10 protein-coding genes and 1 pseudogene are annotated in these 14,269 nt (G+C 62.5%); 8 read left to right on the top strand and 3 right to left on the bottom strand.

Annotation, left to right across the window (positions count from 1 at the left end):
- Nucleotides 1-58 precede the first annotated feature (58 nt).
- From JQ624_RS36265 to JQ624_RS36250, 4 genes are all read left to right on the top strand, one after another.
- Complete coding sequence (locus JQ624_RS36265; RefSeq protein ID WP_212423668.1) at nucleotides 59-859, top strand: transporter substrate-binding domain-containing protein; 801 nt, start codon at nucleotides 59-61, stop codon at nucleotides 857-859.
- A gap of 98 nt (nucleotides 860-957) precedes the next feature.
- Complete coding sequence (locus JQ624_RS36260) at nucleotides 958-1,935, top strand: tripartite tricarboxylate transporter substrate binding protein (RefSeq protein ID WP_212423667.1); 978 nt, start codon at nucleotides 958-960, stop codon at nucleotides 1,933-1,935.
- A gap of 276 nt (nucleotides 1,936-2,211) precedes the next feature.
- Complete coding sequence (locus tag JQ624_RS39050; protein WP_249130349.1) at nucleotides 2,212-4,614, top strand: hypothetical protein; 2,403 nt, start codon at nucleotides 2,212-2,214, stop codon at nucleotides 4,612-4,614.
- Nucleotides 4,615-4,625: 11 nt separating this feature from the next.
- A complete protein-coding gene (locus tag JQ624_RS36250) occupies nucleotides 4,626-6,026 on the top strand; it encodes a triacylglycerol lipase (RefSeq protein WP_212423666.1) in 1,401 nt (466 codons plus the stop codon).
- Here the strand turns inward: JQ624_RS36250 and JQ624_RS36245 are convergent.
- The 3 genes and pseudogenes from JQ624_RS36245 to JQ624_RS36235 form a co-directional block, all read right to left on the bottom strand.
- Nucleotides 6,023-6,679, bottom strand: a complete 657-nt coding sequence (locus JQ624_RS36245; protein ID WP_212423665.1) for an ABC transporter ATP-binding protein — start codon at nucleotides 6,677-6,679, stop codon at nucleotides 6,023-6,025. The two genes, JQ624_RS36250 and JQ624_RS36245, sit on opposite strands and share 4 nt — an antisense overlap.
- A 90-nt stretch (nucleotides 6,680-6,769) precedes the next feature.
- Complete coding sequence (locus JQ624_RS36240) at nucleotides 6,770-8,029, bottom strand: MFS transporter (RefSeq protein WP_212423664.1); 1,260 nt, start codon at nucleotides 8,027-8,029, stop codon at nucleotides 6,770-6,772.
- Between the two features lie 96 nt (nucleotides 8,030-8,125).
- Nucleotides 8,126-9,877: pseudogene (locus tag JQ624_RS36235) on the bottom strand (putative bifunctional diguanylate cyclase/phosphodiesterase); the annotation flags it as partial.
- 575 nt (nucleotides 9,878-10,452) lie between these two features.
- Between JQ624_RS36235 and JQ624_RS36230 the strand changes: the two are divergent.
- The 4 genes from JQ624_RS36230 (at nucleotide 10,453) to JQ624_RS36215 (ending at nucleotide 13,991) form a co-directional block, all read left to right on the top strand.
- Nucleotides 10,453-12,216 (top strand): ATP-binding protein, encoded by a 1,764-nt coding sequence (locus tag JQ624_RS36230; RefSeq protein WP_212423663.1) that lies wholly within the window; start codon nucleotides 10,453-10,455, stop codon nucleotides 12,214-12,216.
- A 108-nt stretch (nucleotides 12,217-12,324) separates the two neighbouring features.
- On the top strand, nucleotides 12,325-12,903 hold the full coding sequence (locus tag JQ624_RS36225) for a peroxidase-related enzyme (protein WP_212423662.1): 579 nt from the start codon (nucleotides 12,325-12,327) through the stop codon (nucleotides 12,901-12,903).
- Nucleotides 12,904-12,957: 54 nt separating this feature from the next.
- On the top strand, nucleotides 12,958-13,443 hold the full coding sequence (locus JQ624_RS36220; RefSeq protein ID WP_212423661.1) for an MgtC/SapB family protein: 486 nt from the start codon (nucleotides 12,958-12,960) through the stop codon (nucleotides 13,441-13,443).
- Between the two features lie 194 nt (nucleotides 13,444-13,637).
- Nucleotides 13,638-13,991 carry a hypothetical protein gene (locus tag JQ624_RS36215; protein ID WP_212423660.1) on the top strand — a complete coding sequence of 118 codons (354 nt, stop codon included), beginning with the start codon at nucleotides 13,638-13,640 and terminating at the stop codon, nucleotides 13,989-13,991.
- The last annotated feature ends 278 nt before the right edge of the window (nucleotides 13,992-14,269 follow it).

Below are 14,269 nucleotides of genomic sequence, written 5' to 3'. Positions count from 1 at the left end.
CAGGTCTAGTCAACAAACATCTGGGTCGAATGGCCGTGATGACAGGGAGAGCCGCCGGATGCGCCGGATCATTGTCGCGTTTCTGATCGTTGCCGGAGTACTGGCCTGGCGCGGCGTTGGTGCAGCCGTCGCGGCCGATCCGGACCCGCGCCTGATATTGGCACCGTCGGGCGTATTGCGGGCCGGACTCTATCCGGGCACGCCGACCTCGATCCTGCCGGATGCCGGATCGGGCGAGCCGCGCGGCGTCGGCTACGATCTCGGCAAGGAGCTCGCGCGGCGGCTCGGCGTCCCCTATGAGCCGGTCGTGTTCGCCAAAAACGCCGAAGTCCTCGCCGCCGTCAAAAGCGGAGAGGTCGATGTCGCCTTCACCAATGCGACGGCGGTGCGGGCGCGGGATATGGACTTCGGCCCGCCCTTTCTCGAAATCGAGCTCGGCTATCTCGTCCCGCGCGGGTCCGCGCTGACGACGCCAGCGGAGGTGGATGCACCGGGGCTGCGTGTCGGCGTGACCGCGGGAAGCTCCTCGGACGCCACCCTTTCGCACGACTTCAAGCATGCCCAGATCGTTCGCGCCGCCACCTTCGCTGTCGCGATCGAGATGATGTCGACCGGCGCGATCAATGCCTACGCGACCAACAAGGCCACGCTGTTCGAAATGGCGGAGAAATTGCCGGGGTCGAAAGTTCTCGAAGGCCGCTGGGGGATCGAGCGGCACGCCGTCGCCATTCCCAAAGGACGCGAGCAGGCAATGGCTTTCATCCGCCAGTTCACGAACGAGGTGAAGTCGGAAGGCGTGGTGGGAGCCGCGATCGCACGCGCCGGATTGCGCGGCGCCATGACGTCGGCGGCGGAGTAGCGATGCCCACGCAGCCTCGCAACAGACTTCCACGCGCGAACCAGGAACGACGCATGAATTTCTCAAATGATATGTCCAACAAGGAAGGATTTCGCCTCATGCCCGCACGCAGAACAATCATCCGCAGCATCGTCGCCGCCGGCCTGCTTTCGCTGGCCGGCACGAACGTTTATGCGGAGCCGTTCCCGACCAGGCCTGTGCGCATCCTGGTGCCCTATGCCGCCGGCGGCGCCGTCGACGTGCTGGCGCGCACGCTCGGGCAATCGCTGTCGAAGGCCTGGGGACAGCAGCCGGTGATCGAAAATCGTCCGGGTGCCGGCGGGACTATCGCGTCGCAGGCGCTCACGCAATCGGCGCCGGACGGCTACACGTTGATCCTGGTCGCCAGCGGCCATCCGCTGAACCAGTTCTTCTATCCAAAGCTGCCCTACGACACCTTCAAGGATTTTACCGCGATCAGCGAGATCGCCTATTCGCCGCTCGCGATTGTCGTGTCCAAAAACAGTCCGATGAAGAATTTGCAGGAGCTGCTGGCGACAGCGCGCGCAAAGCCGGAATCATTATCGTACGGCATGTCCGGCAACGGCACCTCGGCCCATCTCGCCGGCGAGCTTCTCAACTACATGGCCAAGGTCAAGATCCAGTCGATCCCCTACAAGGGCGGCGCCCCTGCCCTCACCGCCGTCATCGCCGGCGAGATTCCAATGAGCGTCAATCCGCTGCCCGAGGTGGTCGGCCAGCTCGAAGGCAACGCGGTGCGCGCGCTTGCGGTGACGACGGCGCAGCGCTCGAAGACATTGCCCGACGTTCCCACGGTCGCGGAGGCCGGCCTTCCCGGCTATGACGCCTCGGTCTGGTGGGGTTTTCTCGGCCCCGCCGGCATGGCGCCTGACCTGGTCGCCAAGATCCACGCCGACCTTGCCGCCGCCCTGAAGGATCCGGTGGTTCTGACCGCGCTGGAGAAAATGGGCGCCACGCCGGTCGGCAGCTCGCCCGTGGATTTCGACGCCTTCATGCGCGCCGAAGCCGCGAAGTGGGAGCCGGTGCTGAAAGAGGCGAATATCAAGGTGCAGTGAACTGTAGGTGGCAAGTCCGGCTGCCGGCCATCGCGCCGGTTGCCGTTCGCCTGACCGAGTGCAATGCATCAGCCGGCGTTACTTCCGTTCGACCGACGGTTTGTCCGGAAATCCTGTGACGCCATTCAACTGATAACTGTTGCGACGCAAGCCCCTTTGCGAGACGCAAAATCTTTGCTAGATAAGCAGCAACTACTTTAACGTGCATTCATTTTTTATCACATTTCACGGGGCCGGCGCGACGCCGCCCGTCATTTCCCAGCGGGAGCCATATGCATGGCGAAACAACCGGGACGGAAGACCTCCACCAAAAAAACAAAATCGAAAGCTGCCGCAAACGCGGCAGCAGCTCCCAAATCGCCAGGCAAACATTCGGATCACGTGATTACGATCCGTGCGCAGGACACGCAGAACAAAGAGATATTTGAAGCAAGCCTTCCGCGCACCGCAAAGCTGGAGCAACTCGCGGAAAAATGGACCTACATACTGCGTTCGCGGTCGCGCTGGGCTCACGACCTGGAGCAGCGCAAATATTTCGGCAGCCAGGCGGTCGAGGATCTGAAAGATCTGGGCGTAAAGCTCGAGTTCATCGAGAGGCTATCGACGGTCATTCATATCGAGGTAGAGCTGCATCATTGGGATGCCCAGAACGTGGAAACCGCTCGAATTGGCGAGGCCGCATCGGAAACCCCTTGGGAATATCTGATCAGCGCTGCCACGCGCGCGGAGGGGCGCTTTCAACCGCTGCTCATCACAAGGCTCTTCCGCAATGGCAGGCCGGCGGTAGCGCTACCCCCGCCGGAGCTTGTGCTCTTTGTCGAAAGCGCGCCGGGCCGGCTCAAAGACTTGTACGAGTTTGACGACGAGGAGGATCGCATCCGCGCCGCGGTCAATGCAACCGGCGCGCGGGAAGGTCACATGGAGATCCTGAACACGCCGCAATTATCTGAACTTGCCGGCCATGCGCGGCGCAAAAAATGGGAAGCCATCCACGTCACCGGCGTCGACACGCAGCAGGTCGGGTGGTTCCTCCAGGACTTCTACAAGGACTTGCGGGAGCATCATCCAGATCGGCTGCGGGGCATCGTCGATTCCTCCGACAGACTCTGCGATGGAATGGTGCTGCGTGAGGGCCGCGAGATCCTGAAGCCGGTCTGTTTCGGCGATCTCGCCGATGCGCTGGTGAATCCAGACGCCCCGCCCTGCGTGATCACGCTCAATCTATACTATTCCGGCGCCCGCACCGCCCGCGAACTGGTTAATCGAGGGGCGCATGCCGCTCTTGGTTTCCTCGATGAGATAAAGGACGATCTGGCCGAACGCTTCTTCCAGGCATTCTATTGGGAATGGTGTCGCCCTGGCGATCGGAGGACCATTTCCAATTCTTTCCTCGAAGCCTGGGAAGCGATGAAGGACGAAGGGTTGCATGGCACATCCATCGCGATCTGGATAGGCAACAGCGTGTTCGAGGAAGTCCCTTGGTTGCCTCCAAAGAACAAGCGGCAGGATCGAACGGCAGTGACGCAGGCGGAGAGCCGGGAAAGCAATCTGAAACGATTCGCCGCCATGCCGATCACCAGGCTGCTTCAGGTCGATTTCGACGTTGAAGATGAAGTCAACTATTCGCTCCTGCATAACAACCGGGAACTGCTCACGAAGCTTACCCTCACCAAACTGGTGGAAGGAACGCTAGAGGACATTACGGTGCAGGTTGAACTCTGCGTCGGGGCTCAAAACTATCCCTATCGATACACGCATCTTGTTCTGGATGAAGTCCAACTCGCCTTGGCGCCTCGGGTCAAGATTCCGTTGACCGCAAGTCTTCAACGCTCGCTGCGCGAACGCGTGCAATCGACGGTCTACGTGAAAGTCACCTGTGGCGGGCGCACGGCGTGGGAAGAAACCAAGCGTGTAACTCTCATACCCGTCGACGAATGGGTCGACGACACCAACAATAATCCGTGGCTGCCGTCGTTTGTATTGCCGAGGGATCCGGCGATCCTGGAGATCATAAATGCGTCGCGAAGATATCTCATCGGCATTACCGACGATCCAGCCGCCGGGTTTGACGGATATCAGTCGGAAGCGAATGCAGTCGACCAGCAGGTGCAGGCTATCTGGACGGCTCTCGTCAATGAGTACAGGCTGCAATATATCAACCCTCCCCCCGCATATTCCCAGCAGTCCCAGCGCTTGCGAACGCCAAGCGAGATACTCGCATCCAGATCGGGCACCTGCATCGACTTGGCGCTTCTGATCGCTTCGTGCTTGGAATATATCGGTGTCTACCCGGTGCTGGTCCTGCTGACCGGCCACGCCTTCGTCGGCTATTGGAGGTCCGAGGAGGCCCACGACAGTCTCGTTTCGATCGAGACTATTCCACCAAAAGTCCCGGTCGTCGGAGACAAATCCTCCCGCGAAGGTGGATTGCCGTATGTGGATCCCTATGGGTGGCGTCTGACCCGGCTGAATCTGGACGAGATCAAGGAATACGTGGCGTCGGGCGATCTCGTCATGCTGGAAGCCACCTTCTTGACGGGAGCCAACGGTTTCCACGATGCCATGAAGGAAGGCCGGGCAAATCTGCGCAGCCGCAAGGAGTTCGATAGTCTGCTGGACATACAACTTGCACGCACGGCGGATCCTGCAGTGACTCCCCTTCCGATCATCAACGAGTGACGGAACCGACCATGGCCCAAGATGCAAGCGAAGCCTCCTTGCGGTTCCTGTCACACATCGATGCCGCCGACCGTACCGACGACCTGTTCAGCGGGCTGCATGTCGAGTTCGACCCGGATAGCGAGTCCGTCGCTGGATTGCGGCGGCGACGACGGCGGGTCGCCAACAGCCCCGACAGCCCAATCAAACTTGTTTCGCTCGTCGAGGAAGACGGCGTCCTGTACTGGCGCGATGGCATTCCGGCGCCCGGACCCGCTTCCGCTCGCCGCCGACGCCGGGCGCGGGCCCGCGGCGAACCGCCCGCAAGGGAAGGAGTTGTCGTATTGGCGAAAGAGTTTCCGGTGCTGGCGCCCAACCAGGTCATTGCCGCCCTCGGCAAGATCGATCAACGACTGAATGCAGCGATCGACATTTCGCTGCGCTCGCGGTTGAGGCAATTGCAGGGCCGCAACAGCAACTTCACCCTCGGTAACATCGAAATTGCCGGGCCCTTCGCCGGCCGCACGCTGCTGTTCGTCCATGGCACGTTCTCGACCGCCAGCAATATGCTCGACGAGTTCAAGGCGACGCCGGCCGGCCAGCGGCTTCTCAACGACGCGATGGACGGCGCGAAGAAATATGACCGCGCGATCTTCTTCGAGCACGCCACCCTGTCGGTCAGCCCCGTGATCAACGCCCTCGAACTCGGGAGGGCCTTTGCGGGCTCGACCGGCGCCATCGATGTCATCGCCCATAGCCGGGGCGGTCTGATCGTACGTTGGTGGCTTGAGGCATTCGGAAGTTCGCTGCAGCTTGGCGAAGGCAAACCGGTACGCGTCGTCTTTGCCGGCTCGCCGCTGCACGGAACCTCGCTTGCGGCTCCCGATAAACTTCAGAACGCCATGAGCCTGATTTCCAACATTGGCTCATTCGCGGAGGTAACCCTGAAGCTCGCCGGCACGGCAAACCCGTTTCTGTGGGTCGGGGGCAAGCTCGTCGAAGTCATTGTGTCGGTCACGGGGGCACTCGCCAAGACGCCGCTGGTGGATGCGCTGGTAGCGCTGATCCCGGGACTCGCGGGGCAATCGGCCGTCAGCAACAATCACGAGATCAATCGTCTTCGGCTCGGGCCCTGCGCCGTCGATCCACTGTACTATGTGATCAAATCGAACTTTGAGACTGAAAATCCGGGATGGAAGTTCTGGCGAAATTTCCGGAAGGACCGGATGGGCGATCTCGCCGCCGACATCGTTTTCCCGGGCAAGAATGATCTCGTCGTGGACACCGCGTCGATGACGGATCTGGGGGACGCCGAATTCAAGCTGAAACTTGCCGCAGAGCCGTGCGACTTCGGCACCTCGGATACGGTCTGGCACTGCAACTATTTCCGGCAGGACAAGGCCATCGCCTACATAACCGAGAAATTCAGCTAGCGCGCCGGCACCGACAGCCCCTTCGCATGTTGCCTGAACAGCGCGCGTAGTTTTTTGCGCAACGGCATGAGCGCCCGCGAAGCCGCGCCCAGTTCCCCGGAAGGCGCCACGATATAGGCTTGCACTTCATCGGGAATGACGTGGCGGGCATAGCCCGCCTTGGCCAGTCGCGCTTCGAGCGCAGAGGTGTCGTAGCCGCGCATCGCCTCGCGCACGGCCTGCCGGTAAGCGTCATCGATGAAGAATAGCGCATGCGCGAGTTCGTGGGTAAGGGTGCCCTTCTTGCCGCCGTCGTGGACTCCGATGACGTAGAAGCGTCCCTGCAGATTTCTGAACAAGGCGAGCAGCCGCTTTTCCTTGCGGGTCAGCGGATCGAATTTGCCCTCGTAGAAGGGCTGGAAGGCGGTCGAAGGGACGTTGAAGCCCGACCAGTCCTGAAAGTAGGTGAAGGCGCCGTTCTCGGCGGCGTACCAGTCCATATATTGTTCGAGGGTGAATATCCGGCCATGAAACTGCGGAGACTCGTAATGTTCCTGCACGCGCAGGAACGTCGACGTCAGCTCATACTGGGTCTTGAACCGAAGCAGATAGATGCCGTCGGCGACCTTGTGCTTGGTGATTCCGGTCTTCTGGTGCGGTGTGCGTTTCGCCATGGCCTGTTTCGAGCCTGCCACGGACCAAGTACGCCCGCAATCGGAAGTTCCCCCCTGGTCGACTGGACCGCGTGACCCGAGGCCGCCTGCCTACCGCGCATTCGCCGGCGCGTGCACGTGCCACAGATCGGCGCGCCAGTGCAGCACGACCGCCAGCATCAAGGCGAGGCCGGCCGCCGCATAGAGCGTTCCGGTCGCCGCAAATCCGATCTCGTCGATCAGGCTGCCGGCAGCCAACAGGCCAATCGGCAGGCCATAGATCACCATCATGCGGACCCCCATCACCCGGCCGCGGAAATTCTCACTCGCGGTCCGCATCAGGATGACGGCGATCGAGATCATGGCGAGGCTTTGCGAAAAGCCCGCCACCACCAGGCATATGATCGCGGTCGGCACCGTCTGCATCTGCACGAAGATAAGCAAGGTCGCGTACCAGACGACGGTGGCGCCGATCATCAGCCGAGCCACCCGGATATCGCGGATCAGGCTCAACACGATCGAGCCGGCCAGCGAGCCGATCGCAAAACTCGCCGACAGATAACCAAGCCCGGTCTGGTTGGTGCCGTAGATCGTCTTGGCGATGTAGGGCAGCAGGCCGTTGGACAGCGGATACGCCGTCAAATTGGCCAGGAATGCGACCCACAGCGCGGCCTGCATCCGCGGCGTGGTCCAGACATAGGCCACGCCTTCCTTGAGGTCGCGCAGCGGCGAGCGCTGCAACGCCTCGCTGGCCGCCTCGCCCGCCGCGTGCGGTTTTGCCGAGGCCACGATGCACAGCGTCAGCGCGGTAGCGGTCATATAGAGGCAGACGATCGCCACATAGGCCGGGCCCATGCCGAGCGCGGCAAACAATCCGGCGCCGCTCAGCGCACCGGCGATGCGCGCGGTATCCATCGTCGTGCGCGAGATGCTGATCGCCCCGATCAATTGGCCGTGCGGCATGATGGTCGCGACCAAAGCGCCGCGCACGCCGAGGTCCGATGGGCGGACGATGCCCATCACGGCCGCGACCATGAACACATAGAGCGGCGCCAGATGGCCGGACAGCGCCAGCGTCATCAGCACGGCCGCCAGCACCGCGTAGGTCGCGCGCATCATCGCCAGCAGATCGCGGTGTCCGATCCGGTCGCCGACGACGCCAAACAGCGGCGCTACCAGCGTACCGACATAGCTGAGCGAGGCGAACAGCGTGAGCAGCAGGACCGAACCGGTCTCGACCAGCACGTACCAGCCCAGAATGAGCGTTTCCATCTCGAACGCCCACGAGGTGAGCAGATCGGCCGGCCATTGAAAGCGGTAGTTCCTGACACGGAATGGTGCGAGCGCGGAAGGCGGCGCCGGGTCGCTCAAGATGCGTTGTCGCGATTCATCGCGGTCCACCCTGCCCTGTTTCTTGTTATGCAGAACTGGATAGCAAGCCGCGCCCGGCGTTTCAAGCAGCCGACATCAAGCAGCCGACATGGCCCTGCCGCGGTGCGAGAGCAACAGCCGCCTCACCTCGGCAGCCGATATCGCAGGGCTGAACAGATAGCCCTGCATCTCGGTGCAGCCGAGGATGTACAGCAGATTTCGCTGCTGCTCGGTTTCGACACCTTCCGCCGTCGTCGTCATGTCGCTGGCGGCCGCGATGTTCACCACGGCCTGGACGATGGACGAGGACGCGCCGGGACCGGCGATATCCTTGATGAAGGAGCGGTCGATCTTGATCTTGTCGAACGGGAAACGCTGCAGGTAGCTGAGCGAGGAATAGCCGGTGCCGAAATCGTCCAGCGCGATCCGCACACCCAGCTTGCGCAACTGGTGCAGCATGTCGAGCGCCGCCTCGTCGTCGCGAATCAGCACGGCCTCGGTGATCTCGAGCTCCAGCCTGCTGGCGGCAAGGCCGCAAGCCGCGAGCGCCGCCGCCACGTTCAACGCCAGCGACGGGCTCCTGAACTGCACTGGCGAGACGTTGACCGCGACGCGGACATGATCCGGCCAGCTGGCGGCCTCGGCGCAGGCGGTATTGAGCACCCACAGGCCGAGCTGATTGATCAGCCCGCTGTCTTCCGCGATCGGGATGAATTCCGCCGGCGAGATCATGCCGCGTTCGGGATGCCGCCACCGCAGCAGCGCCTCGCAGGAAGAGATCTTGTCGTCCTCGATATTGACTACCGGCTGATAGTAGGTCTCGAGGCTGCCGTCGCTGATCGCCTGACGCAGCTCGAGCTCCAGGCTTCGCCGCGCCCTGGCGCGGTGATCCATGCCGATCTCGAAGAAGCGGTAGGTCCGTCGTCCGTCGCCCTTGGCGCCGTAGAGCGCGAGGTCCGCATTCTTCAACAACTGGTCGAGGTCTACCCCGTCGACCGGGGCAAGCGCGATGCCGATGCTGGCATCGGTGGTGATCAGATGCCCCATGCAGTCAAAAGGCTGCCTGATCGCCGAGTGGATTTCATCAACCAGCTGAGTGGTTTCCGACCGGTCCTTGATGGCGGTCTGAATGACGGCAAACTCGTCGCCACCGAGCCGGGCCGCCACATCGGTTTCCTTGAGACAACCGCGCAGGCGCTCGGCGACGCCCTTGAGCAGCTCATCGCCGATCGGATGGCCGAGCGCGTCGTTGACGCTCTTGAACTCGTCGATGTCGATATAGAGCACCGCCAGTTGCTCGCCCGGCTGTATCGCCTTGAGCGACTGTTCCAACCGCTCGCGGAACAGGATCCGGTTCGGCAGGTCGGTCAACCCGTCGTAATGCGCCAGATGCGCGATCTTCTCGTCCGCGCGCCTGCGCTCGGTGACGTCCTCGATGGTCGCGACCCATCCGCCGCTCTTCAGCGGCCGGTTGATGATCTCGATCGCCCGGCCACCCGGCGCTTCCGTCAGCTGCCGCGTCGCCTTGCCGAGCGACACCGTTTGAATGATCGCGTTGCAGAACGCGTCGACGTCGCCATCGAACGATCCGGTTTCCTTCCGGTGGGCGATCAGCCGCTGCATCGTGCAGCCGGGCTTGGCCACATCGGGCGACAATCCGAACATGTCGAGATAGGGCTGGTTGCAAATGATGATCCGCGCGGATGCATCATACAGAACAAGACCTTGCGGGATATTGTTCACGGCAATCGAGAGCTGGCGCCGCTCGGCCGCCAGCCGCTGATCGGTCAAGCGATCGCGCCTCACCAGCAGACCGGCCATGACGGACAGGACGGCGACGAGCGCAAGCAGCACGCGTTCGCGAAGACTCCACGCCGCCGGGTCGGCCGCAATCACCACCGCGAGCAGGATCCCGCACGCCACAAGCAGTTTGACCGTTCTGCTTTCTTGCGCAGAACCGACCGATATTTGACGACCGCCCTCGTTGCTCACCCGACCTGCCTCTGGAATGCGACAGGAGTCCGTGCAATGGAACTCAGACCGCTGATCGCGCGCCCCACGGCAGTGTTAAGCAGCACTGATGGAAAGCGCGTTACAACTTGCGGTTAGCGATCGGTTACCTTGCACACGTGCTGACTCCAATCCGCAATCCGGCATCAGAGGTTACCGAGACGCGCCCGGCGGGCGGCTGCTGTCGTGCGAGGTGGTAAACGAATGATTAATCCGAAGCCGGCATCGCGCGCCGCCGAAAATGCGAGAAAGCCCTTATTTTCCAGCGCAACTGATACCCGACGGCGCTGCAAGAGCTCCGCCGCAAAAACGAATCCTGACCGAGATGCCGCAGATTTAGCTGATACGAAACCCCGCCTGTTTAACCGTTTCGCTAGTCGGGGCTGCCCATAATGGGGGCCAGACCCCAATTCATGAGATCCAGGTTCAGCACCGTGACATCCTTCGGACGTGTGATTTCCGTGCGCGGCTCCCTCGCCCGGGTCGGACTGCTGGCGCCGGGCCAGGTGCCCGTCTCCGAAGCGCGCGCCACCGTCGGCCGCTTCATCAGTATTCGCTGTGCGGCGGCCACCACCATCATCGCGATGATCACCGAGGTGTCGTGCGAGAACCAGCCTAGCTCCGATGAATACATGGCGACCGCGTCGGTCGACCTGCTCGGGGAGATTTCCGGCGGCGACCGCCCCAAGTTTCAGCGCGGCGTCACCAATTATCCGACCATCGGCGATGCCGTCGACCTCGTCACCGCCCAGGACCTCCGCACCGTCTATGCGCCGAGCGGGTCGGACCAGATCAATATCGGCACCCTGCAGCAGGACCGCTCCGTCATCGCCTATGTCGATGTCGAGGAGATGCTTTCCAAGCACTTCGCGGTCCTCGGCTCCACCGGCGTCGGCAAATCGACCAGCGTTTCGCTGCTGCTCAACGAGATTCTCAAGGCGCGGCCGAACCTGCGGGTATTCCTGCTCGACGTCCACAACGAGTATGGCCGCTGCTTCGGCGACCGTGCGCTGGTGCTCAACCCGCGCAACCTGAAACTGCCGTTCTGGCTGTTCAATTTCGAAGAGATTGTGGACGTCCTGTTCGGCGGCCGTCCCGGCGTGCCGGAAGAACTTGACGTTCTCGCCGAAGTCATTCCGATGGCGAAGGGCATCTACACGCAATACCAGAACTCCGACCGGCTCGGGCTCAAGCGTGCCGACCCCAAATCGGGCGGCTATACCGTCGATACGCCGGTGCCCTACCGCCTGGTCGATCTGATCTCGCTGATCGACGAACGGATGGGCAAGCTGGAGAACCGCTCCTCGCGCATCATCTATCACAAGCTGATTTCGCGCATCGAAACCGTGCGCAACGATCCGCGCTACACCTTCATGTTCGACAACGCCAATGTTGGCGGCGACACCATGGCGGAAGTGATCAGCCATCTGTTCCGCCTGCCCGCCAATGGCCGGCCGATGACCATCATGCAGCTCGCCGGCTTCCCCGCTGAAGTCGTCGATTCCGTGGTGTCGGTGCTGTGCCGCATGGCGTTCGATTTCGGCCTTTGGAGCGACGGCGTGTCGCCGCTGCTGTTCGTCTGCGAAGAGGCGCACCGCTACGCCTCGGCCGACCGCAACATCGGGTTCGGCCCGACGCGGAAAGCGGTCTCGCGCATCGCCAAGGAGGGCCGCAAATACGGCGTCTTTCTCGGCCTCGTTACCCAGCGTCCGGCAGAACTCGACGCCACCATTATCTCCCAGTGCAACACGCTGTTTGCGATGCGGCTTGCCAACGACCGCGACCAGGCGCTGTTGCGCTCGGCGGTCTCGGACGCCGCCGCCAACCTCCTGTCGTTCGTGCCCTCGCTCGGCACTCGCGAAGTGCTGGCCTTCGGCGAAGGCGTGGCGCTGCCGACCCGCCTGCGCTTCAAGGAGGTTCCGGTCCACCAGCTGCCGCGCAGCGAAGCCACCATCGCGTCCGTGCCGTCGGTCGCCGCCGGCCACGACATGCATTTCGTCTCCGCCGTGCTGGACCGCTGGCGCGGCGCCACCTCGAACCGCGACGTGCCGAACGATCCCTCGATCAACGACCGGCCCGCCGCCCGCATCATGACGCCGGTGGAAGCGCCGATGCTGCAGCCCTCGATGGGGCTGGACCCCGACCGGTTCTCGCTCCTGAAGAAGCCGTTGCGCTGAGGCTGGTATCGTTCGCGCGAATTCTTGACGCGAGCCGGTATCCACGTCGCCGCAATACGATATATGGTCCCGGCAACGCCGCCTCGCGGCCTTAAGCCGGAACCTTTCATGAGCAAGCCCGCCACCAAACGATTTCAGCCGCCCGCCATCGACAGACTGCCGGAGGACATCCGCACCCGGATCCTCGCGGTGCAGGAGAAATCCGGCTTCGTCCCGAACGTCTTCCTGACGCTGGCTTATCGCCCGGACGAATTTCGCGCCTTCTTTTCCTATCATGACGCGCTGATGGAGAAGGACAGCGGGCTGACCAAGGCCGAGCGCGAGATGATCGTGGTGGCGACGTCCGCCGCCAACCAGTGCCATTACTGCGTGATTGCCCACGGGGCGATCCTGCGCATCCGGGCCAAGAACCCTGTCATCGCCGACCAGATCGCGGTCAACTACCGCAAGGCCGACATCACGCCGCGGCAGCGCGCCATGCTCGACTTCGCCATGAAGGTGAGCCAGGAGGCCAACACGGTTTCGGAGGCGGATTTTGCCGAAGTTGCCGGCCACGGCTTTTCCGACGACGACATCTGGGACATCACGGCGATTGCGGCCTTCTTTGCGCTGTCGAACCGGCTGGCCAACGTCACCGCGATGCGCCCGAATGACGAGTTCTACATGATGGGGCGGCTGCCGAAATAGCCCAAGGCGAAATAGGCCAAGCCGAAATAGCCCAAAGCCCGGAGGTTTCCCGCATTGCTGGACTGGACCGAAATCATACTGCGTCTCGGCATCGCCACGCTCGCGGGCGGGCTGATCGGTCTCAATCGCGATCTGCACGGAAAGCCGATCGGATTGAAGACGCTGGGGCTGGTCAGCCTTGCGACGGCCATGCTGCTGGTGCTGGTCCATTCGGACGAGGCCAAAATCGTCTCGGACGCCGGCAGCCGGGTGATGCAGGGAATCCTGACCGGGATCGGCTTTCTCGGCGCCGGGGTTATTGTCCACGCAGGACGTCATTTCAGGGTTCGCGGGCTCACCAGCGCCGCCTGCACCTGGCTGGCGGCCTGCATCGGAATTGTCTGCGGCCTCGGACAATGGCGAGTGGTGATCATCGCATTGGTCATCACCTTCGCGGTGTTGACCGTTGGCGGCCGAATTGAACGCTGGTTGCATACCAGGCTTGGCGGCAAGGACGAGACCGGGCAGGAGCCGCCGCCTGCTCCTTTCCCGGACGCATAACCGGGGTAGCCGCCATCTAATTGGCCATGAGCCCTTCTCGCTTTAACCGGCAAAAATCGCCTGGCGGCAGGCTCCCTTGTAGTTCCGTGAGACGCTGCAGGAATAGATGTCTGTCCCGCGCCCACCAACATTTCATGTTGGAAGCGCGGCCGATGTGCTAAGAAACGCCCAAGATTTTTCGCGGATCGGCGGCAGTGAAAACCCAGCGGCCCATTGTTTCGGACGATGAGCACGTCGTGCTCAAGTTCCGGCCGCGCACCTCCGCCCAGCCGCCGGGCGGACGGGAAGAACCCGGTCCGGCCAAGACGCCCAACACCAACACGTCGCCCGCGGCGAACGATCTGTCCCGCTACGAGCGGGCGCGCGACGAGGGTGACGATTTCCGTCATCGGATGCTCGCCAATGTCGCAGCGCTCGCGTTCACCGTGGCGCTGACCGCCATCGGTATCTGGCTTGCGGTCAGCATCGCCGATCTGCGCAAGACCCAGGACTGCGTGCTGATGGGCCGCCGCGACTGCGCCAGGATATCGGTGACGCCGCAGGGGTAGTCTTCTGGTTCGGTAGCAGCCACAGACCGTCATTTCCCGCGCATGCGGGGTATCTAGTACGCTGCGGCCTATCCACGTCATTGCGAGCCAACGGGCGCGCATTCGCGCGACCCGTTGGCTCGCAATGAGGGGGTGGAGACATTTGCGACATAACCCCGCGTTCTCGCGACGCAAAGCGCCCGAGCTTTCCATCAACCTTATCCCCCCAACGAGAGGGAGCAGGGAATGCCGGGTGCTTGCTGCACCCGCGGTCTCGTGTGCAAATAGCGCTTAAGATG

The sequence above is a fragment of the Bradyrhizobium sp. AUGA SZCCT0283 genome, assembly GCF_018130385.1.
Taxonomy (GTDB): Bacteria; Pseudomonadota; Alphaproteobacteria; order Rhizobiales; family Xanthobacteraceae; genus Bradyrhizobium.
This window is presented reverse-complemented; position numbering and strand designations above follow the sequence as displayed.